The following is a 21,355-nucleotide window of genomic DNA, read 5'->3' as shown; positions in this document are numbered from 1 at the left end:
TGGAGAAGGATATGCTAACAGTAGATTATTTACTTGGAGATAATAGAAATCGCTATTTTGGTAGAGGACATAAGAGAACGACTTATGAAGTTAAGTTGAAAAATATTTTAGAAGGAGTTGGGTCTCTTCATCAAGAAGGTTTGTGGTCTAGTAAACAATCTGAAATTATACAGCAGCACCTGAGTACATTAGATGGAATAGTATTAGCTCATTTATTTGGAAGTGAAATACTGAAAAGAATGGGGGTGAACTTAAATCAGTATAGGTTAAGCCATTTTGAGATAAAGTCAGGGATAAAAGCTATAGAAGAATTGGTAAATTTAAGATTAGAATTACAAAATTTCAAAATGACGAACCAAGTGATTGAATTTGATTGCTTGGTAATGGATATGAAAGTTTGTTTAGGCTATCAATTATTAGAATGTATGGAAAATGTAGTTGCTATAGGAGAACAAGGTAGAGATTTTTTATCAACTCATTTGAGAGATAGACAACATGATATATACGATGTTGAGTTTTCAGATAGTAGTATATCTTGTAAAGCAGAGCAAGTATTGATCAAAGATATTGAATATAGTGGTGTAGGTAGTCTAGAAAAGAATTATTATAGTTTGTTAGAACTTCTGATTATTTTTTCTCAAATGGCAGAGATGTTAGCCTACCATATAGAAGAGATATCGCGGGAGGAGAGCAATACCATGTGGATGAAGCAAGTGAGTGCAGACTTGAATTCACCAATTTTGAACGGAGTAGTAGAGCTTAGTGGTAGTGTTTCAAAAAATAGATTATTAAAAATTAGAGAAGAGCATTGGAAAGTCTACGAAATGTCCGGATATGATATAGATCATAAGGTAGTCTTTAAAAGTAAAATAGCTCAAAAATTACCTGATGGAGGGGGACAGTGATGGGAAATAGAGAATTAAGGTTAGTCATATCAGGAACTTATTCTACAGGTAAGACAACAACTGCTACAGCTCTTTCGATTGCAACGGGCCTTCCCTTAATTGACGCTTTATCTGCGAGGGAAATTTTGACAGATTTATATCCTGGAAGAAGATTTCAGGATATGTCATCAACTGAATTAATGGCACTGGGGCTAAAGCGTTTTGAAGAGAGAATTCGTACGGAAGGAATTTTATACAAGGAACATGGAAGTTTTCTATCAGATGGTTCAGTATTGAATGAATGGATTTACGGGACTGTTCGAATGAGGGTAGGAATTAACCCAGGATCAGCATTCATTCATCGATTGATGAAATCTATTTTAGGTATTCCAGGTCGACGATTTTTCAAAAAATATTTGACTGCCTATGGGGTTGTCTCTAAGAATCATGCGAAATTGTGGTATACAGATGTTGTCCATCTACCAGTAGAGTTTGCAATGGATCCAGATGGGCATAGACCAGTATCTGAAGAGTATCGAAATTTATCAGATGAGGAATTATATGAAGCTTATAGGAATTTGGGTCTAACACCTTATTGTGTAAAAGGTAGTCAGAAAGAACGATTAAATCAGATCATTCAACATTATAAGTTGCCAATAGTTGTTCCAGTAGATGAGGCTATTTCCTTAGCTGAAAAGGTTATACGAGAAAACAGGGAAGCAGTATCTAAACGTATCATAGAGCAGTATGAAGAGCCTACATTAAAGGAAAAAATAAAATTTATGACAAGATATTAGGAGTATATATGATTCAGTTTCAAAATATTAGTAAGATTTATAAGGTGGGGGAGCAAGAAGTTCGTGCTTTAGATCAAGTTAGTTTTTCCATTGAGAAAGGGAAATTTACAGTTATTTTAGGTCCATCAGGTTCAGGGAAAAGTACGTTACTAAATTTACTTGGTGGGATGGATCGTGCGACATCAGGAACCTTTATATTTGATGAGGAACTAGTAACAAAGTTTACGGACAAGGAATTATCTGCTTATCGAAAAGATAAAATTGGTTTTGTTTTTCAATTTTATAACTTAGTTCCAAGTTTAACAGCCAAGGAGAATGTAGGTATTGCAGCAAATTTAGTGAAAAACAATAAAGAAATTGATATGTATTTAGATCAAGTTGGTTTACTTCATAGAAAAAATAATTTTCCTAATCAACTTTCTGGAGGTGAAATGCAACGTGTATCAATTGCAAGGGCATTGGCTAAAGAGCCTAGTCTATTATTGTGTGATGAACCTACAGGAGCGTTAGATTCAAAGACAGGCGATAGTATTTTAACTTTATTGAAGGAAGTTTCTAGAAATGGGAATGCTGCAGTTGTAATGGTTACACACAATAGAGAGTTTGCTAAATTTGCAGATCGAGTTATATATTTGAAAGATGGAAGTATTGAAAAAATAGAGAATAATGAAGAGGTGTTGGGATGAGGTATCTTCATATAAAATTATTAAGAGATCTCCGGCAAAATTGGCAACAATTTTTCTCTGTTTTTCTGATGTCTCTATTAAGTGTATTAATCTTTGTAGGTCTACAAGGAGCTTGGCATGGACTTGAAAAGAGTCTAGAGAGTTATTTGAAACAATCTGAACTTCCTGTTGTTTGGGTTCAAGCGAGACAAATTGATGAATCAAAAATTAAGCAGGTTGAACTATTATCTTCTGTTGAAAAAGTTATCAGTAAAAAGAAAGGATTTGCTAATATTGTTCGTTTAGACAAGACTGACGGACGAATCAATCTTGAAACGATTACAGATAATCAACTGGTTACAGTAACAGAAGGAAGTCCTTTTTCTGAAGGAAAACAAGATTCGATTTGGATTGATGGGAATTATGCTAAGAAGAATCAATTACAGATTGGAGATTCAATTTCTATTTCATCAAGGGGGAAACAGATAGATTTAGAAATTGTAGGATTTGTTCAGGCAACAGATAAGATTTATTTTACAGGTAGCATGGAATATATAGCTCCAAATCCTGACAATGATGCCTATGGTTATATTGCAGATAATGAAATTGCAAAAGGAATTCTGGGTTTATCGTCAGATAATGCCTTAGAAATTTACGGTTCTAAGGTGGATTTGCGAGGAGATTTAGAGTCTATTTTTGGGGGCGATTTAGTTTCTTATCAAGATCAAAAAAGTTTAACTGAAATATCAGAAGCTACCGATCGAGTTGGGCAAATTAGAAACTTATCTTACTTATTTTCTTTTATCTTTATTTTGTTAGCTATTTTGGCTATGTTTACAACCATTCAGCGTTTGATTGATGGCCAAACAAAAGAGATTGCTGTATTAAAGGCTTTAGGCTTTTCAAATCAGGCTATCAGTTTACATTATATTTTATTTGGCTTAGTAGTCAGTTTATTAGGAAGTTTCGCAGGCTTTGCTATTTCTCCCTTGATGTCATGGTTTGTACTAGAAACTCAAAAGTCAATGTTTACACTTCCAAATTGGCAAATCTCTTATTCATCTTCATCAATAGTCGTTGGTATTGTAGTCATTATTATTTGTGTTTTAGCTGCCTATTTAGCTTCTAGAGAGTCAGCTAGAGGCTTACCAGCAATATTTTTAAGAGGTAAAGAAAAAGTTGCTAAATCTGTTTTTGTGGAAAGATTTTCCTCTATCTGGCAACGAATTTCTTATCCTTCTAGATGGGCAATTCGTGATGCCTTGTTTAATCGTATTCGAGTTTTGATGGGAATCGTGGGAGTTGCAGGAAGTATGATGTTACTGATTGCTGGAATTGGTATGCCTGTGTCCATGAATCATCTTGTTGATAAGGCATACAATGAAGATTTTTCTTATTCAAAACGACTGACCGTAGCTGATTATACATCTTCTAAGTCTAGATATGGTGGGCAAGGTGTACAAATTTCACAGGCACATTTTAATCCAGATGATGGCTACAACCGTTTATTGATTATATTTGATGATGGAGATATGATCCAAGCAAAAACAGAGAGTGCTGATTCTTTGAAAGATGATGGTTTGTATGTAACTAGATCATTTGCCCGTTTAGCAGGTATTAAAGTCGGAGATTTTTTAAATGTGACTCCCTATCAAGATGGTCATACTTACAAGTTTGAAGTAAAAGGGATTGTCACAAGTGAAACCAATCAAGGGGCTTATCTTCATGCTAGAGTCTTTGAAAAAGCAGGGGGAGATTTTACTCCACATACTTTATTAGTTGGGTCAGAGGTGGACCAAGATACTATTAAGCAAGACAAAGGTGTTCTATCTGTCATTGAAAAAGGGAGCCAAGAAAAAAATGCCTATGATTTTGTAGCTAGTTTGATGAGTGTATTTCTAATGATTATTGGCTTTGCTTTATTACTGGTTATTATTGTTCTCTATAATCTGGGTTCTTTAAACTTTGTAGAGAGAATGAGAGACTATGCTACATTGCAAGTATTAGGATTTTCTAATCAATATCTACAGATGGTGACTCTTTTTGAGACTATACTGACTACCTTTATTGGGTGGCTAGTAGGAATTCCTTTAGGAATATGGTTTTTGAAAGAGTATGTAGCAACATTTTCGACGATTCGAATTGAGTATACCGCTTATGTCAGTATGTATGTCCTTGTTTTTGCTACGTTATTGGTTTGGTTTACATCCTTAGGGACTGCTTATTTTATTAGTTTTCGTATGAGAAAGATTGACATGATTAGTGCTCTAAAGGGGGTAGACTAGTATGGTCAGTTCTGAGTGTATCTATAGACATTTATGAATAATTGTTAATCATCAGTTCTAAGGTCCAAATTTACCTATTTGTGTATTGGTTCACTACATTACTGTATTCAAAATCCGTCAGCTCAATAAGAGTCGACGGATTCTTTTATACTTATACTTGGGTTAAAAATTCTTCTGTAGTAAGAATTTGAGCAAATTCATCCTGTAGAGAAAGGAGATTAATCTCATGGATAGTCTCAGGAGAGATGGCCTGACCGTTTTTGTTAGATAGGGTAAAACTGGCAGTGGCATCTGCTAGTAAAGTGACTTCAAAACCAAGATTTGCTGCCATTCGTGTCGTAGTAGATACACAATGAGGCAGGGTCAAACCAACAAGGACTAAATGACCAATCTGATTTTTTCGTAAATATGTTTCAAGATTTGTTCCAATAAAGGCGCTATTAACTGTTTTTTGAAAGACAGGTTCTGAAGCAACTGGTTCAAATCCACTTTTAAACTCCTGATTTTGTTTGTTATGAAATTGCGACTGGGGATTATTAGATATGTGTTGAATGTGTAAGACTGGAAGACCGTGTTTACGAAAGTGTGTCAGTACCCTCAATGCTTGTTGTTCAGCTTGAGGGTTGTTCCGTTCTCCCCAGATAGGGTTATCAAATGCTTTTTGTATATCGATAATCAGTAGAGCCGTATGAACCATTTTATGCCTTATCCAATTGCAAGAGGGCTTCAATCTCTGCTAGAGTGCTAGCTTGTGAAATAGCTCCACGGAGTTTGGCAGCGCCAGATGTTCCACGGAGGTAGTGAGGAGCGAGGCCACGGAATTCACGAACTGCGACATTTTCCCCTTTGAGGTTAATCAAGCGTTTCAAGTGTTCGTAGGCAATTTTCATCTTGTCTTCAAAGGTCAAATCAGGTAGGATTTCTCCTGTTTCAAAGTAGTGGTTGATTTGGTTGAAGAGGTAAGGATTCCCCATGGCAGCGCGGCCAATCATGACTGCGTCAGCACCGACTTCTTCGATACGCTGTTTGGCTTCTTGAACTGTACGGATGTCACCGTTGGCGATAAATGGAATTTTTGTCAGTGCTTGAGCGACCTTGTGAAGGGTCTCAAGGTCTGCGTGGCCAGTATACATTTGCTCGCGAGTACGGCCGTGCATAGCGAGGGCAGAAACACCTGCAGCTTCAGCAGCCAGGGCATTTTCTACTGCGAGAGATGGGTCAGCCCAGCCGGTACGCATCTTGACAGTAAGGGGGATATCAAGGACAGATTGGACCTTGTTGATGATAGAGTAGATCTTGTCTGGATCCTTGAGCCACATAGCACCAGCTTCGTTCTTCACGATTTTGTTAACTGGACAGCCCATGTTGATATCGACGATATCGGTCTTAGTGTTTTCTTGGATGAATTCTGCTGCGCGTGCTAGGCTGTCTTCATCGCTACCAAAGAGTTGGATAGAGACAGGGTTCTCACCTTCATCAATATGAAGCATATGCAGGGTTTTTTCGTTGTTGTATTGGATTCCCTTGTCAGAGACCATTTCCATGACAACAAGTCCAGCTCCGAGCTCTTTTGCGATAGTACGAAAGGCTGAGTTGGTGACACCAGCCATGGGTGCTAAAACGGTACGATTGGGAATCTCAACATTGCCAATCATAAAAGGTGTATTAAGATTTGTCACGAATGAGTTCCTCCAGGTCGTTTTCATCAAAGTTGTAAGTAGTTTGGCAGAATTGACAAGTGATTTCTGCCCCGTGGTCTTCCTCTTTCATTTCCTGTAAGTCTGAGCTTGGAAGACTGGCAAGAGCGTTCATAAAGCGTTCATGACTACAGTCACATTGGAAACGGATTTCTTCTTCAGAAAGACGCTTGTAAGACTCGTCACCGTAGATAGCCTTAAGGAGGGCTTCGATATGGTCGTCGCTTTCCAGAAGAGTAGAGATAGCTGGCATTTCTTGGATGCGTTTTTCAAAGCGAGCAATCTCCTCTTCCTTGGCTCCTGGCAAGACTTGAACTAGGAAACCACCAGCAACCTTGACCTTGTCTTCCTCGTCTAAAAGGACATTGAGACCGACTGCTGAAGGGGTCTGTTGACTTTCAGTCAGGTAAAAGGCAAGGTCTTCACCGATTTCCCCAGAGATGAGGGGAGTCATAGAGTTGTAAGGATTTCCAGTACCGTAGTCTGTGATAACGAGGAATTGACCATTTCCAACAAAAGGTCCGACTAGGACTTCACCAGTTGCAGTCTTTTTGATATCAACACCGGGATTTTGAACGTAACCTTTGACGTTCCCCTTGGTATCAGCGACGGTGATGATAGCACCTAGAGAGCTAGATCCCAGCACCTTAACTGTAAGTTTGGTATTTCCTTTTTCATTGGCTGCGAGAATCTGGCTGGCAATAAGAGTTCGACCAAGCGCTACAGTTGAGCTAGCTTGGGTTTGGTGTTTTTCTTGAGCAGTGCGGACGGTTTCTGTGCTATCAAGGACGAAAGCACGAAAGGCGCCGCTTTCTGATATAGTTTTAATAATTTTATCCATAGCTACTATTTTAGCATAAAAATGCCCAAAGGGGGAGCCGTGTGTTTGCTGATTTTCAGGATAATGGACCGGGAATTTAGCAGGGAAATAAAAAGAGAAACAGATTATTTCAGCATTTGTAAGATTTATGCTATGCTTAAGGTAGAACATGAAAGGGGTAACAAATGTATTTAGGAGACTTGATGGAAAAGGCTGAATCTGGCCAATTTTCAATTCTTTCCTTTCTATTACAAGAGTCTCAGACGACCGTCAAGGCTGTAATGGAGGAAACAGGATTTTCAAAAGCAACCCTAACCAAATATGTCACCCTGCTCAATGACAAGGCTTTGGACAGTGGCTTAGAGCTGACAATCTACTTAGAAGATGAAAATCTGCGCCTGTCGATCGGTGCAGCTACCAAGGGGAGAGATATTCGGAGTTTGTTTTTAGAGAATGCTGTTAAATACCAGATTTTGGTCTATCTTCTCTACCACCAACAGTTTTTAGCCCATCAATTGGCTCAAGAATTGATGATTAGTGAGGCTACGCTTGGCCGCCACTTGGCTAGTTTAAATCAAATTTTATCAGAGTTTGACTTATCCATCCAAAATGGCCGTTGGCGAGGTCCAGAGCATCAGATTCGTTACTTCTATTTCTGTCTTTTCCGCAAGGTCTGGTCCAGTCAGGAGTGGGAAGGTCACATGCAGAAGCCAGAGAGAAAGCAGGAGATTGCCAGTTTAGAGGAAATCTGCGGTGCAAGTTTGTCTTCGGGTCAGAAATTGGACCTGGTTCTCTGGGCTCACATCAGTCAACAACGTCTCCGGGTCAATGCCTGTCAGTTTCAAGTCATAGAAGAAAAAATGCGAGGGTATTTTGACAATATTTTCTACCTTCGTTTGCATCGAAAGGCTCCGTCCTTTTTCGCTGGACAACACCTTCCTCTAGTAACTGAGGATGGGGAGATGATGATTTTCTTCTCTTTCCTCCTATCTCATCGCATTCTTCCCCTTCATACTATGGAATATATCCTTGGTTTTGGAGGGCAGTTGGCAGATTTGCTGACGCAATTGATTCAAGAAATGAAGAAGGAGGAGTTACTAGGTGATTATACAGAGGACCATGTCACCTATGAACTTAGTCAGCTGTGTGCTCAAGTCTATCTATATAAGGGTTATATCTTACAGGACAGCTACAAGTATCAGTTAGAGAATCGTCATCCTTATTTGTTGATGGAACATGATTTTAAAGAGACGGCGGCGGAGATTTTTCATGCTCTACCTGCCTTTCAACAGGGGACGGATTTGGATAAGAAAATTCTCTGGGAATGGCTCCAGTTAATCGAATATATGGCTGAAAATGGTGGTCAGCATATGCGGATTGGTCTGGATTTGACATCTGGTTTTCTTGTCTTTTCAAGGATGTCAGCCATTTTGAAACGGTATTTGGAATACAATCGCTTCATTACCATTGAAGCTTATGACCGAACTCGGCATTATGATTTGCTGGTTACCAATAACCCGATTCATAAGAAGGAGCAGACACCAGTCTATTATTTAAAAAACGACTTGGATATGGAGGATTTGGCAGCGATTCGCCAATTATTATTCACTTAAAAGGCTTGGTGCATCCAGGTCTTTTTGTGAAATTCGCACAATCTCCTCACATTTTTTTAAAAATTAAAAAAAGTTGATAAACAAGAAAGCGCTTTATTTTGTATACTAGTTAGTGTAAAGAGGAAACATCCTCAAGATCATTATCAGGAGGACAGCACATGTCACAAGAAAAATACATCATGGCCATTGACCAGGGGACAACAAGTTCTCGTGCCATTATTTTCAACAAAAAAGGAGAAAAGGTTAGCTCGAGTCAAAAAGAGTTTACTCAGATTTTCCCTCAGGCAGGTTGGGTTGAGCACAATGCCAATGAAATTTGGAACTCTGTTCAGTCAGTTATTGCGGGTGCTTTCATCGAAAGTGGTGTCAAGCCAAATCAAATCGAAGCAATTGGGATTACCAACCAGCGTGAAACAACTGTTGTCTGGGATAAGAAAACAGGGCTTCCTATCTACAATGCTATCGTTTGGCAATCACGTCAGACAGCTCCTTTGGCTGAACAACTAAAAAGTAAAGGTTATGTGGAAAAATTCCATGAAAAGACTGGTCTGATCATCGATGCTTACTTCTCAGCGACTAAGGTTCGTTGGATTTTGGACCATGTAGAAGGTGCGCAAGAGCGAGCTGAAAAAGGAGAATTGCTCTTTGGTACCATCGATACTTGGTTGGTTTGGAAATTGACTGACGGTGCAGCTCACGTGACGGATTACTCAAATGCAGCCCGTACCATGCTTTATAACATTAAAGAACTCAAATGGGATGACGAGATTTTGGAAATCCTCAACATTCCTAAGGCTATGCTTCCAGAAGTTCGTTCTAACTCTGAAATCTACGGTAAGACAGCTCCATTCCATTTCTACGGTGGAGAAGTGCCAATCTCAGGTATGGCTGGTGACCAACAGGCAGCCCTCTTTGGTCAGTTGGCCTTTGAACCAGGTATGGTCAAGAATACTTATGGAACAGGTTCTTTCATCATCATGAATACTGGTGAAGAAATGCAGTTGTCTGAAAATAACCTCTTGACAACGATTGGCTACGGAATCAACGGCAAGGTTTACTATGCTTTGGAAGGTTCTATCTTTATTGCTGGGAGTGCCATTCAGTGGCTTCGTGACGGTCTTCGTATGGTAGAAAATTCACCAGAGTCTGAAAAATATGCTCGTGATTCTCACAATAACGACGAAGTTTATGTCGTTCCGGCCTTTACAGGTCTAGGTGCTCCATACTGGAACCAAAACGCTCGTGGTTCTGTCTTTGGTTTGACTCGTGGAACAAGTAAAGAAGACTTTATCAAGGCAACTCTTCAATCTATCGCTTATCAAGTCCGTGATATCATCGATACGATGCAAGTGGATGCTCAGACAGCTATCCAAGTCTTGAAAGTGGACGGTGGTGCAGCTATGAACAATTTCCTCATGCAGTTCCAAGCTGATATTTTGGGAATCGATATCGCACGCGCCAAAAACTTGGAAACAACAGCCCTAGGTGCAGCCTTCCTAGCAGGTTTGTCAGTAGGCTATTGGAAGGACTTGGATGAGTTGAAACTCTTGAACGAGACAGGAGAACTCTTTGAGCCATCGATGAACGAATCTCGCAAGGAACAACTATACAAGGGCTGGAAGAAGGCTGTGAAAGCAACCCAAGTCTTTGCGGAAATCGACGATTAATACTGGAAGAATAAAGCGACTTAATTAGAAAGTGTGTAAATATGGAATTTTCAAAGAAAACACGTGAATTATCAATTAAAAAAATGCAAGAACGCACCCTAGACCTCTTGATTATCGGTGGAGGAATCACAGGGGCTGGTGTAGCCTTGCAGGCGGCAGCTAGCGGTCTTGAGACTGGTTTGATTGAAATGCAAGACTTTGCAGAAGGAACATCAAGCCGTTCAACAAAATTAGTTCACGGAGGTCTTCGTTACCTCAAACAATTTGACGTGGAAGTGGTGTCAGATACGGTTTCAGAACGTGCAGTGGTTCAACAAATCGCACCACATATTCCAAAACCAGATCCAATGCTCTTGCCAGTTTACGATGAAGATGGAGCGACCTTTAGCCTCTTCCGTCTTAAAGTAGCTATGGACTTGTACGATCTTTTGGCAGGAGTTAACAATACGCCTGCTGCAAACAAGGTTTTGAGCAAAGAAGAAGTCTTGGAACGCCAGCCAAACTTGAAGAAAGAAGGTTTGGTAGGAGGTGGAGTTTATCTTGACTTCCGTAACAACGATGCGCGTCTCGTGATTGAAAACATCAAACGTGCCAACCAAGACGGTGCCCTCATTGCTAACCACGTGAAGGCAGAAGGCTTCCTCTTTGACGAAAGTGGCAAGATTACAGGTGTCGTAGCCCGTGATTTGTTGACAGACCAAGTCTTTGAAATCAAGGCCCGTCTGGTGATTAACACAACAGGTCCTTGGAGCGACAAGGTGCGCAATTTGTCTAATAAGGGAACACAATTCTCACAAATGCGTCCAACTAAGGGAGTTCACTTGGTAGTGGACTCAAGCAAGATCAAGGTTTCACAGCCAGTTTACTTTGATACAGGTTTGGGTGATGGCCGTATGGTCTTTGTTCTCCCACGTGAAAACAAGACTTACTTTGGTACAACTGATACAGACTACACAGGTGATTTGGAACATCCAAAAGTGACTCAGGAAGATGTAGATTACCTACTTGGCATTGTCAACAACCGCTTCCCAGAAGCGAATATTACAGTTGCTGACATTGAAAGTAGCTGGGCAGGTCTTCGTCCATTGATCGCAGGCAATAGCGCTTCTGACTACAATGGAGGAAATAACGGTACAATCAGTGATGAAAGCTTTAACAACTTGATTGCTACTGTTGAATCTTATCTCTCTAAAGAAAAAACGCGTGAAGATGTTGAGTCTGCTGTCAGCAAGCTTGAAAGCAGTACCTCTGAGAAACATTTGGACCCATCTGCAGTTTCTCGTGGTTCTAGCTTGGACCGAGATGATAATGGTCTCTTGACCCTTGCTGGTGGTAAAATCACAGACTACCGTAAGATGGCTGAAGGAGCTATGGAGCGCGTGGTTGACATCCTCAAAGCAGAATTTGACCGCAGTTTTAAACTCATCAACTCTAAGACATACCCTGTTTCAGGTGGGGAATTGAACCCAGCAAATGTAGACTCAGAAATCGAAGCCTTTGCGCAACTTGGAGTGTCACGTGGTTTGGATAGCAAGGAAGCTCATTACCTAGCAAATCTTTACGGTTCAAATGCACCGAAGGTCTTTGCTCTTGCTCATAGTTTGGAACAAGCACCAGGACTCAGCTTGGCAGACACCTTGTCCCTTCACTATGCAATGCGCAATGAGTTGGCTCTTAGCCCAGTTGACTTCCTTCTTCGTCGTACCAACCATATGCTCTTTATGCGTGATAGTTTGGATAGTATCGTTGAGCCAGTTTTGGATGAAATGGGACGATTCTATGAATGGACAGAAGATGAAAAAGCAGCTTACCGTGCTGATGTCGAATCAGCTCTTGCTAACAACGATTTAGCAGAATTAAAAAATTAAGAAAAAATAAAAGAGGTGGCGGGCAGGACTCCTAGTCTACCCTCTCCTCCTTTTTAATGGAGACAGAAAGATGATGAATGAATTATTTGGAGAATTTCTAGGGACTTTAATCCTAATTCTTCTAGGAAATGGTGTTGTTGCAGGTGTGGTTCTTCCTAAAACCAAGAGCAACAGTTCAGGTTGGATTGTGATTACCATGGGTTGGGGGATTGCCGTTGCGGTTGCAGTCTTTGTATCTGGCAAGCTCAGTCCAGCTCATTTAAACCCAGCTGTGACCATCGGTGTGGCCTTAAAAGGTGGTCTGCCTTGGGCATCAGTATTCCCTTATATCTTAGCTCAGTTCGCAGGGGCTATGCTCGGTCAGATTTTGGTTTGGTTGCAATTCAAGCCGCACTATGAGGCAGAGGAAAATGCAGGAAATATTTTGGCTACTTTCAGCACAGGACCGGCCATCAAAGATACTGTATCAAACTTGATTAGCGAAATCCTTGGAACCTTTGTTTTGGTGTTAACAATCTTTGCTTTGGGACTTTATGACCTTCAAGCAGGAATCGGAACCTTTGCAGTGGGAACTTTGATTGTCGGTATCGGTCTATCACTAGGTGGGACAACAGGCTATGCCTTGAACCCTGCGCGTGACCTTGGACCTCGTATCATGCACAGTATCCTTCCAATTTCAAACAAGGGAGACGGAGACTGGTCTTATGCCTGGATTCCTGTTGTGGGACCTGTTATCGGTGCAGCCTTGGCCGTGCTTGTATTCTCACTTTTCTAATCTAGAAAACAATTATGTTGATAGAGCTTGAGATGAAAATCTCAGGCTTTTTTCATTGAGTATAACTTATTAGTACTATCCAATCAACGATAATAATTCCTTCAAAAAATAGGAAGAATAAAGGCACTAGCTTTTGCTTTCTCATGTAAAAAACCTCACTTTTGTTTTCTGCTATTTTATGCTAAAATATTAAAAATCAAATTTAATTCCAAAGTTTGTAACTAAAGGGGGAGCGCTATATGTCTAATTCATTTATCAAGTTATTAGTCTCTCAATTGTTTGCAAATTTAGCAGATATTTTCTTTAGAGTAACCATCATTGCTAACATATACATTATTTCAAAATCAGTAATTGCCACGTCACTAGTTCCCATTTTAATAGGGATATCCTCTTTTGTTGCGAGTCTTTTAGTTCCTTTAGTTACTAAAAGGTTAGCGCTAAATAGGGTTTTGTCTTTATCTCAATTTGGAAAGACTATATTATTAACGATACTGGTAGGAATGTTTATCGTAATGCAATCCGTAGCGCCTTTGGTAACCTATCTATTTGTTGTGGCAATTTCAATATTAGATGGTTTTGCAGCACCTGTTTCCTATGCTATTGTGCCACGCTATGCGACCGATTTGGGTAAGGCTAACTCAGCCTTGTCAATGACTGGTGAAGCTGTTCAATTGGTAGGGTGGGGGTTGGGTGGACTCTTGTTTGCAACAATTGGTCTGTTACCTACCACGTTTATCATTTTAATCTTGTATATCATTTCTAGCTTTCTGATGTTATTTCTTCCGAAGGCTGAAGTGGAGGTGCTAGAGTCAGAGACAAATCTTGAAATTTTGCTCAAAGGTTGGAAGTTAGTTGCCAGAGATCCTAGATTAAGACTTTTTGTATCAGCAAATTTATTTGAAATTTTCTCAAATACGATTTGGGTTTCGTCTATCATACTTGTCTTTGTAACTGAGCTATTAAATAAAACGGAAAGTTACTGGGGATATTCTAATACAGCATACTCTATTGGTATTATAATTAGTGGCTTAATTGCTTTTAGGCTATCTGAAAAGTTCCTTGCTGCTAAATGGGAAAGTATTCTTTTTTCTCTTGTAGCCATGGCAATAGTGACACTGACTATTCTATTTTTTCCAAATGCACAGATGTTTTTAGTATTTTCAGCTTTAGTTGGTATGTTATCGCAGCTAAAAGAAGTTCCTGAAAGTGTATTTCTTCAGGAAACAGTAGAGGAAAATAACTTGGTTAATGTCTATTCCGTTCTGGAAGTGATTTCGACACTAGCATTTTCAGTATTTGTTTTGCTAATGAGCTATATTACTGAGAGTTTTGGTATTAGCATCAGTTTTTGGCTATCAGCCATTTGTCTGATGATAGAAGCTATTTTAATTTATATCAGACGAGATTATTTTAAATGAGAGACTGGTAAAAAAGTCTTGAAAAATTAGAAAAGCGCATAGTATCGGGTGTTGAAAAAACTTGATATTGTGTGTTTTATTATAGGAAGATTTACCTCATTTTCTACTGAAATTGAATTTTTGCCCAGCTTCACTCTATTTAAAATATACATAGAAAAAGCGCATAATCCTTAAAATAAACTGAAATCTAGTGAAAATGTGCGGTAAACAATTGAAAAACTAGTCTATAAAGTGGTACAATGGTAGAAAAATACTATAGTAAGAGTCTATCTTATTTAGCAAAAAATTACAGAAATGAATGGTTTTTCTTGATGAAACAGAGAAAAGAATTGTACCTCTTTCTTGGTCGGACAGCCTTGTATTTTCTTATCTTTCTAGGGCTGCTTTACTTCTTTAGCTATCTTGGTCAGGGTCAAGGAAGCTTTATCTATAATGAATTTTAACTTGAAGGAGAATTCCTATTGTGTCAAATAAACCAATAGTAGATATGATTGAAACCATTGAGCATTTTGCTCAGACACAGCCTAGCTATCCTGTTTACAATGTTTTGGGGCAGGAACACACTTATGGAGATTTGAAGGCTGATTCGGATAGTTTGGCTGCAGCCATTGACCAACTAGGTTTGCCAGAGAAGTCTCCTGTGGTTGTTTTTGGTGGCCAAGAGTATGAAATGTTGGCAACTTTTGTAGCTTTGACTAAGTCAGGTCATGCCTATATTCCTATTGACAGCCATTCGGCCTTGGAGCGAGTTTCAGCTATTTTAGAAGTAGCGGAGCCAAGTTTGATTATTGCCATTTCAGAATTTCCATTGGAGCAGGTTTCTACACCGATGATGACTCTAGCTCAGGTTCAAGAAGCCTTTGCTCAAGGGAATAACTATGAAATAACGCATCCAGTCAAGGGCGATGATAATTACTATATCATCTTTACTTCTGGTACGACTGGTAAGCCAAAGGGAGTGCAGATTTCACATGATAATCTCCTCAGCTTTACTAACTGGATGATTACGGATAAGGAATTTGCGACGCCAAGTCGTCCGCAAATGCTGGCTCAGCCACCTTATTCTTTTGATCTGTCTGTCATGTACTGGGCTCCGACCTTGGCACTGGGTGGTACACTTTTTGCCCTCCCTTCAGCTATTACTCAGGACTTTAAGCAACTCTTTGCGACCATCTTTTCATTGCCAATCGCTATCTGGACATCAACGCCTTCTTTTGCGGATATGGCCATGTTGTCAGAAGACTTTAATAGTGAGAAAATGCCTGGAATCACGCATTTCTACTTTGATGGTGAAGAATTGACGGTCAAAACGGCTCAAAAACTGCGTGAGCGTTTCCCGAATGCCCGTATTATCAATGCTTATGGCCCAACAGAAGCGACAGTAGCCCTGTCAGCAGTTGCTGTGACAGACGAGATGTTGGCGACTCTCAAACGCCTACCAATCGGCTATACCAAGGCCGACTCTCCAACCTTTATCATTGATGAGGACGGCAATAAATTGCCAAATGGCGAACAGGGAGAAATCATTGTTTCTGGACCAGCTGTTTCAAAAGGTTATATGAACAATCCTGAAAAAACGGTAGAAGCCTTCTTTGAGTTTGAAGGGCTGCCAGCCTACCATACAGGAGATGTGGGAACTATGACAGATGAAGGCTTGCTTCTCTACGGCGGACGCATGGACTTCCAGATTAAGTTCAACGGTTACCGCATTGAGCTAGAAGATGTCTCTCAAAACCTCAATAAGTCTCGCTTTATCGAGTCTGCTGTAGCTGTACCACGTTATAATAAAGACCACAAGGTGCAAAATCTATTGGCTTATGTCATCTTGAAAGACGGTGTTCGTGAGCAGTTTGAGCGTGATATCGATATTACCAAGGCTATCAAGGAAGACCTTATAGATATCATGATGTCCTACATGATGCCGTCTAAATTCCTTTATCGAGACAGTTTGCCACTGACTCCAAATGGAAAAATTGACATAAAAGGATTGATTAACGAGGTGAATAAGAGATGATGGAGTTCTTTCAACAGCTTCCTCATTTAGAGCCCTACGGCAATCCTCAGTATTTTGTCTATGTGATTGCTGCAACCTTGCCCGTCTTTATCGGTCTCTTTTTCAAGAAACGCTTTGCCTGGTATGAAGTGCTGGTTAGTCTCTTCTTTATCGTAACCATGTTGGTAGGTGGGAAGACCAATCAGTTGGCAGCCTTGGGTATTTATCTTTGCTGGGAAATATTGCTCCTACTCTTCTACAAGCATTATCGAAAAAGTAAGGATGGCAAGTGGGTCTTCTACCTAGTTAGTTTTCTATCCCTCCTTCCGATTATCTTTGTCAAGGTGCAGCCAGCTATCAATGGAACGCAGTCTTTGCTTGGATTTTTGGGAATTTCTTACCTGACCTTTCGTTCGGTTGGGATTATCATCGAGCTGAGAGATGGAGTGATTAAGGATTTTACCCTTTGGGAATTCCTCCGTTTTCTTCTCTTCATGCCGACTTTCTCGAGTGGTCCAATTGATCGCTTTAAGCGTTTTAATGAAAATTATCAGACCATTCCTGAGCGGGATGAGTTGATGGATATGCTGGATGAATCCGTTCGCTATATCATGTGGGGATTTTTGTACAAGTTTATCTTGGCTCATGTTTTAGGAGAAACCTTACTACCTCCTTTGAAGAATCTAGCCCTGCAGTCAGGTGGTTTCTTTAACCACTATGCCTTGGCAGTCATGTATACCTTTGGTCTGGAGCTCTTCTTTGACTTTGCAGGGTACTCTATGTTTGCCTTAGCCATTTCAAATTTGATGGGAATCCGTAGCCCCATCAACTTTAACAAGCCCTTTTTATCAAGGGATTTGAAGGAATTTTGGAATCGTTGGCACATGAGTCTCTCTTTCTGGTTCCGTGACTTTGTCTTTATGCGGATGGTGATGGTATTGACCAGAAAGAAGGTCTTTAAAAATCGTAATGTAACCTCAAGTGTGGCCTACATTGTAAATATGCTGATTATGGGATTTTGGCATGGTGTGACCTGGTACTATATCGCCTATGGACTCTTTCATGGATTGGGCTTGGTCATCAATGACGCTTGGATTCGTAAGAAAAAAACGCTCAATAAGGAACGGAAAAAAGCAGGGAAAGCTGCTCTACCTGAGAATCGCTGGATTCAGTTGCTTGGCATGGTTGTCACCTTCCATGTCGTCATGCTGTCATTCTTAATCTTTTCTGGATTCTTGAATGATTTATGGTTTAAAAAATAAAAGGAAATAAAATATGGATATCAAATCAGAAGTTATCGAAATTATTGATGAGTTGTTTATGGAAGATGTTTCTGACATGATGGATGAAGATCTTTTTGATGCAGGTGTCTTGGATAGTATGGGAACGGTTGAGTTGATTGTGGAGATTGAAAACCGTTTTGATATTCGTGTCCCTGTAACAGAGTTTGGTCGTGACGACTGGAATACAGCCAATAAAATCATAGCTGGTATTGTGGAGCTACAAAATGCTTAAACGCTTATGGATGATCTTCGGACCGGTCTTGATAGCTGGTTTGTTGGTTTTTCTGCTTATCTTTTTCTATCCTGCTGAGATGCACCATGATCTGGGAGCTGAAAAGCGTTCGGCGGTGGCTACTACTATCGATAGTTTTAAGGAGCGAAGTCAAAAGGTCAGAGCACTATCTGATCCAAATATGCGTTTTGTTCCCTTCTTTGGCTCCAGTGAATGGCTTCGTTTTGACGGTGCCCATCCTGCAGTATTGGCTGAGAAATACAACCGCTCTTATCGCCCCTATCTTTTAGGACAGAGGGGAGCTGCCTCGCTCAATCAGTATTTTGGGATGCAACAGATGTTGCCACAACTGGAGAATAAACAAGTTGTATATGTTATCTCGCCCCAGTGGTTTAGTAAAAATGGCTATGAGCCAGCAGCTTTTCAGCAGTATTTTAATGGAGACCAGTTGACCAGTTTTCTGGAACATCAATCTGGAGATCAGGCTAGTCAATATGCAGCGACTCGCTTACTGCAGCAGTTCCCAAACGTAGCTATGAAGGACTTGGTTCAGAAGTTGGCAAGTAAAGAAGAATTGTCGTCTGCAGACAATGAAATGATTGAATTATTAGCTCGGTTTAATGAACGCCAAGCTTCCTTTTTTGGTCAGTTTTCAGTTAGAGGCTATGTCAACTACGATAAGCATGTAGTTAAGTATTTAAAGACCTTGCCAGACCAGTTTTCTTATCAAGCCATAGAAGATGTTGTTAAAGCAGATGCAGAAAAGAATACTTCCAATAATGATCTGGGAATGGAAAATTATTTCTATAATACGCAGATTAAGAAGGATTTGAAGAAATTAAAGGATTCTCAGAAAAGCTTTACTTATCTCAAGTCGCCAGAGTATAATGACTTGCAGTTGGTGTTGACACAGTTTTCTAAATCTAAGGTAAACCCGATTTTTATCATTCCACCTGTTAATAAAAAATGGATGGACTACGCTGGTTTACGAGAAGATATGTACCAACAAACGGTGCAGAAGATTCGCTACCAGTTAGAAAGTCAAGGTTTTACCAATATAGCAGATTTTTCTAAGGATGGCGGGGAGCCTTTCTTTATGAAGGACACCATCCACCTTGGTTGGTTGGGTTGGTTGGCTTTTGACAAGGCCGTTGATCCTTTCCTTTCCAATCCCACCCCAGCTCCGACTTACCATCTTAATGAGCGCTTTTTCAGTAAAGACTGGGCGACTTATGATGGAGATGTCAAGGAATTTCAATAGATAATAATATGGAAGAGTTCAAGAATGAAACCAGTTTTCACGTTTTTTCTTGACTCTTTTTTTGGTTGTGATATAATTAACCAGTAAATAAAATTTCAAAGAATAGTATTTTTCTCTTAAAATGGAGAAGTCTGAAAGGAAAGGAGTAACATATGAGACAGCTAGCGAAGGATATCGATGCCTTTTTGAATGAGGTGATTTTGCAGGCAGAAAATCAGCATGAAATCCTAATAGGTCATTGCACTAGCGAGGTGGCCCTGACCAATACTCAGGAGCATATCCTCATGCTTTTGTCAGAGGAATCTTTAACAAATTCAGAGTTGGCTCGTCGTCTCAATGTCAGTCAGGCAGCAGTTACAAAGGCTATTAAGTCTTTGGTCAAGGAAGGGATGCTGGAGACATCCAAGGATCCTAAGGATGCGCGTGTGATTTTTTATCAGTTGACTGAATTGGCTCGTCCAATTGCTGAGGAGCACCATCATCACCATGAGCATACACTTTTAACCTATGAACAAGTGGCAACTCAGTTTACTCCAAATGAACAAAAAGTGATTCAGCGGTTTTTGACTGCTTTAGTAGGAGAAATCAAATAATGAGATATATTACGGTAGAGGATTTGTCCTTCTATTATGATAAGGAGCCTGTTCTTGAACATATCAATTATAGTGTTGATAGTGGGGAATTTGTTACCTTGACAGGGGAAAATGGGGCGGCTAAGACGACACTGATCAAGGCTAGTCTTGGGATCCTCCAGCCACGCATTGGTAAGGTGACCATTTCAAAGACAAATACGCAAGGCAAGAAATTGAGAATAGCCTATCTTCCCCAGCAGATTGCCAGTTTTAATGCGGGTTTTCCAAGTACGGTTTATGAATTTGTCAAGTCGGGCCGCTATCCGCGAAAGGGTTGGTTCCGTCGCTTGAATGCTCATGATGAGGAGCATATCAAGGCCAGTCTGAACTCAGTTGGTATGTGGGAACACAGAGACAAACGCTTGGGGTCTCTTTCTGGAGGACAAAAGCAGCGAGCGGTGATTGCGCGTATGTTTGCTTCTGACCCAGATGTGTTTATCCTAGATGAGCCGACAACGGGGATGGATGCAGGAAGTAAAAATGAATTTTACGAACTCATGCACCATAGCGCCCATCATCATGGCAAGGCTGTTTTGATGATTACCCATGACCCTGAAGAAGTTAAGGATTATGCGGACCGCAATATTCATCTAGTCCGTAACCAAGACTCGCCATGGCGTTGTTTCAACGTTCATGAGAATGATCAGGAGGTGGGCCATGCTTAGTTTATTATCTTATGACTTTATGCAACGTGCCTTTCTGGCTGTTATTGCTATGAGTCTTTTCTCGCCAGTTCTTGGAACCTTCCTTATCTTGCGTCGTCAGAGTTTGATGAGTGATACTCTTAGCCACGTCTCACTTTCAGGTGTAGCCTTTGGTCTGGTTTTGGGGATTTCTCCGACAGTTTCTACGATTGCCATTGTCTTGATTGCGGCGGTCTTTCTGGAGTATCTCCGTACGGTTTACAAGAGCTTTATGGAAATCGGGACAGCTATCCTCATGTCAACAGGACTGGCTGTTTCTCTGATTGTCATGAGTAAGGGTAAAAGCTCTAGCTCAATGAGTTTGGACCAGTACCTTTTTGGTTCGATTGTGACTATCAGCGAAGAGCAGGTCATTTCCCTTTTTGTCATTGCGGCGGTTGTTTTGATTTTGACCTTCCTCTTCCTTCGTCCAATGTATATCTTGACCTTTGATGAGGATACGGCCTTTGTGGATGGCTTGCCAGTTCGTACCATGTCTATTCTTTTTAACATGGTGACAGGGGTAGCTATTGCTCTTATGATTCCTGCAGCAGGAGCTCTTTTGGTGTCGACCATTATGGTTTTGCCAGCTAGTATTGCTCTGCGTCTGGGGAAAAACTTTAAATCGGTTATGCTGCTTGCCAGTGCGATTGGATTTTTGGGAATGGTGGCAGGACTTTACATTTCCTACTATGCAGAAACACCTGCAAGTGCAAGTATTACCATTATTTTTGTAACTGTCTTTTTACTTATTAGTTTAGTAAGACGTTTTATCAAATAGG

20 protein-coding genes are annotated in these 21,355 nt (G+C 40.3%); 17 read left to right on the top strand and 3 right to left on the bottom strand.

Annotated elements, in window-relative coordinates; translation table 11 throughout:
* The first annotated feature begins 11 nt into the window (after window positions 1-11).
* The 4 genes from N8L39_RS08310 to N8L39_RS08295 are packed head-to-tail and all read left to right on the top strand — an operon-like array spanning window position 12 to window position 4,631.
* Window positions 12-905 (top strand): AvrD family protein, encoded by an 894-nt coding sequence (locus N8L39_RS08310; RefSeq protein WP_261010709.1) that lies wholly within the window; start codon window positions 12-14, stop codon window positions 903-905.
* Complete coding sequence (locus N8L39_RS08305; protein WP_024057547.1) at window positions 905-1,681, top strand: AAA family ATPase; 777 nt, start codon at window positions 905-907, stop codon at window positions 1,679-1,681. Before N8L39_RS08310 ends, N8L39_RS08305 begins: the two co-directional genes overlap by 1 nt.
* A gap of 8 nt (window positions 1,682-1,689) precedes the next feature.
* A complete protein-coding gene (locus N8L39_RS08300; protein ID WP_000614115.1) occupies window positions 1,690-2,367 on the top strand; it encodes an ABC transporter ATP-binding protein in 678 nt (225 codons plus the stop codon).
* Window positions 2,364-4,631 (top strand): ABC transporter permease, encoded by a 2,268-nt coding sequence (locus tag N8L39_RS08295; protein ID WP_261010710.1) that lies wholly within the window; start codon window positions 2,364-2,366, stop codon window positions 4,629-4,631. Before N8L39_RS08300 ends, N8L39_RS08295 begins: the two co-directional genes overlap by 4 nt.
* A gap of 151 nt (window positions 4,632-4,782) precedes the next feature.
* On the opposite strand, the gene N8L39_RS08290 is transcribed toward N8L39_RS08295, so the two are convergent.
* From N8L39_RS08290 to hslO, 3 genes are read right to left on the bottom strand one after another with little or no spacing between them, the layout of a single operon-like run.
* Window positions 4,783-5,328, bottom strand: a complete 546-nt coding sequence (locus tag N8L39_RS08290; RefSeq protein WP_261010711.1) for a cysteine hydrolase family protein — start codon at window positions 5,326-5,328, stop codon at window positions 4,783-4,785.
* 1 nt (window position 5,329) lies between these two features.
* Window positions 5,330-6,310: a tRNA dihydrouridine synthase DusB gene (gene dusB, locus N8L39_RS08285; RefSeq protein WP_000183308.1), complete on the bottom strand. Its 981-nt coding sequence runs from the start codon at window positions 6,308-6,310 to the stop codon at window positions 5,330-5,332.
* Window positions 6,297-7,169, bottom strand: coding sequence for an Hsp33 family molecular chaperone HslO (hslO, locus tag N8L39_RS08280; protein WP_261010712.1), 873 nt, complete (start codon window positions 7,167-7,169; stop codon window positions 6,297-6,299). The genes dusB and hslO overlap by 14 nt, the downstream gene beginning before the upstream one ends.
* 164 nt (window positions 7,170-7,333) lie before the next feature.
* Between hslO and N8L39_RS08275 the strand changes: the two genes are divergently transcribed.
* The 13 genes from N8L39_RS08275 (at window position 7,334) to N8L39_RS08215 (ending at window position 21,354) form a co-directional block, all read left to right on the top strand.
* Entirely contained in the window at window positions 7,334-8,761 is a 1,428-nt protein-coding gene (locus tag N8L39_RS08275; protein WP_261010713.1) for a helix-turn-helix domain-containing protein, read from the top strand.
* Window positions 8,762-8,919: 158 nt separating this feature from the next.
* Complete coding sequence (gene glpK / locus N8L39_RS08270; RefSeq protein ID WP_261010714.1) at window positions 8,920-10,428, top strand: glycerol kinase GlpK; 1,509 nt, start codon at window positions 8,920-8,922, stop codon at window positions 10,426-10,428.
* Between the two features lie 41 nt (window positions 10,429-10,469).
* Window positions 10,470-12,296: a type 1 glycerol-3-phosphate oxidase gene (glpO, locus tag N8L39_RS08265; protein ID WP_261010715.1), complete on the top strand. Its 1,827-nt coding sequence runs from the start codon at window positions 10,470-10,472 to the stop codon at window positions 12,294-12,296.
* Window positions 12,297-12,366: 70 nt separating this feature from the next.
* Complete coding sequence (locus N8L39_RS08260; RefSeq protein ID WP_000980824.1) at window positions 12,367-13,071, top strand: MIP/aquaporin family protein; 705 nt, start codon at window positions 12,367-12,369, stop codon at window positions 13,069-13,071.
* Window positions 13,072-13,310: 239 nt separating this feature from the next.
* On the top strand, window positions 13,311-14,489 hold the full coding sequence (locus tag N8L39_RS08255) for a ryptide export MFS transporter (RefSeq protein WP_261010716.1): 1,179 nt from the start codon (window positions 13,311-13,313) through the stop codon (window positions 14,487-14,489).
* Window positions 14,490-14,800: 311 nt separating this feature from the next.
* Window positions 14,801-14,932, top strand: coding sequence for a teichoic acid D-Ala incorporation-associated protein DltX (locus N8L39_RS08250; protein WP_000813667.1), 132 nt, complete (start codon window positions 14,801-14,803; stop codon window positions 14,930-14,932).
* A gap of 20 nt (window positions 14,933-14,952) precedes the next feature.
* Complete coding sequence (gene dltA, locus N8L39_RS08245) at window positions 14,953-16,503, top strand: D-alanine--poly(phosphoribitol) ligase subunit DltA (protein ID WP_261010717.1); 1,551 nt, start codon at window positions 14,953-14,955, stop codon at window positions 16,501-16,503.
* Window positions 16,500-17,744 carry a D-alanyl-lipoteichoic acid biosynthesis protein DltB gene (gene dltB / locus N8L39_RS08240; RefSeq protein WP_261010718.1) on the top strand — a complete coding sequence of 415 codons (1,245 nt, stop codon included), beginning with the start codon at window positions 16,500-16,502 and terminating at the stop codon, window positions 17,742-17,744. Before dltA ends, dltB begins: the two co-directional genes overlap by 4 nt.
* A gap of 13 nt (window positions 17,745-17,757) precedes the next feature.
* Entirely contained in the window at window positions 17,758-17,997 is a 240-nt protein-coding gene (dltC, locus tag N8L39_RS08235; RefSeq protein ID WP_000351967.1) for a D-alanine--poly(phosphoribitol) ligase subunit DltC, read from the top strand.
* The gene (gene dltD / locus N8L39_RS08230) at window positions 17,990-19,258 is read left to right on the top strand and encodes a D-alanyl-lipoteichoic acid biosynthesis protein DltD (protein WP_261010719.1); all 1,269 of its coding nucleotides are present in this window, start codon (window positions 17,990-17,992) and stop codon (window positions 19,256-19,258) included. Before dltC ends, dltD begins: the two co-directional genes overlap by 8 nt.
* A 152-nt stretch (window positions 19,259-19,410) precedes the next feature.
* The gene (gene adcR, locus N8L39_RS08225; protein ID WP_050261773.1) at window positions 19,411-19,851 is read left to right on the top strand and encodes a zinc-dependent transcriptional regulator AdcR; all 441 of its coding nucleotides are present in this window, start codon (window positions 19,411-19,413) and stop codon (window positions 19,849-19,851) included.
* On the top strand, window positions 19,851-20,555 hold the full coding sequence (locus N8L39_RS08220; RefSeq protein ID WP_261010720.1) for a metal ABC transporter ATP-binding protein: 705 nt from the start codon (window positions 19,851-19,853) through the stop codon (window positions 20,553-20,555). The genes adcR and N8L39_RS08220 overlap by 1 nt, the downstream gene beginning before the upstream one ends.
* Window positions 20,548-21,354 (top strand): metal ABC transporter permease, encoded by an 807-nt coding sequence (locus N8L39_RS08215; protein ID WP_000950038.1) that lies wholly within the window; start codon window positions 20,548-20,550, stop codon window positions 21,352-21,354. The genes N8L39_RS08220 and N8L39_RS08215 overlap by 8 nt, the downstream gene beginning before the upstream one ends.
* Window position 21,355: the final 1 nt, after the last annotated feature.

Origin of the sequence: Streptococcus mitis, assembly GCF_946190285.1 — a bacterium.
GTDB lineage: Bacteria > Bacillota > Bacilli > Lactobacillales > Streptococcaceae > Streptococcus > Streptococcus mitis_CP.
The sequence above is the reverse complement of the archived record's forward strand: the minus strand, read 5'-3'. Positions and strand labels throughout refer to the sequence as shown.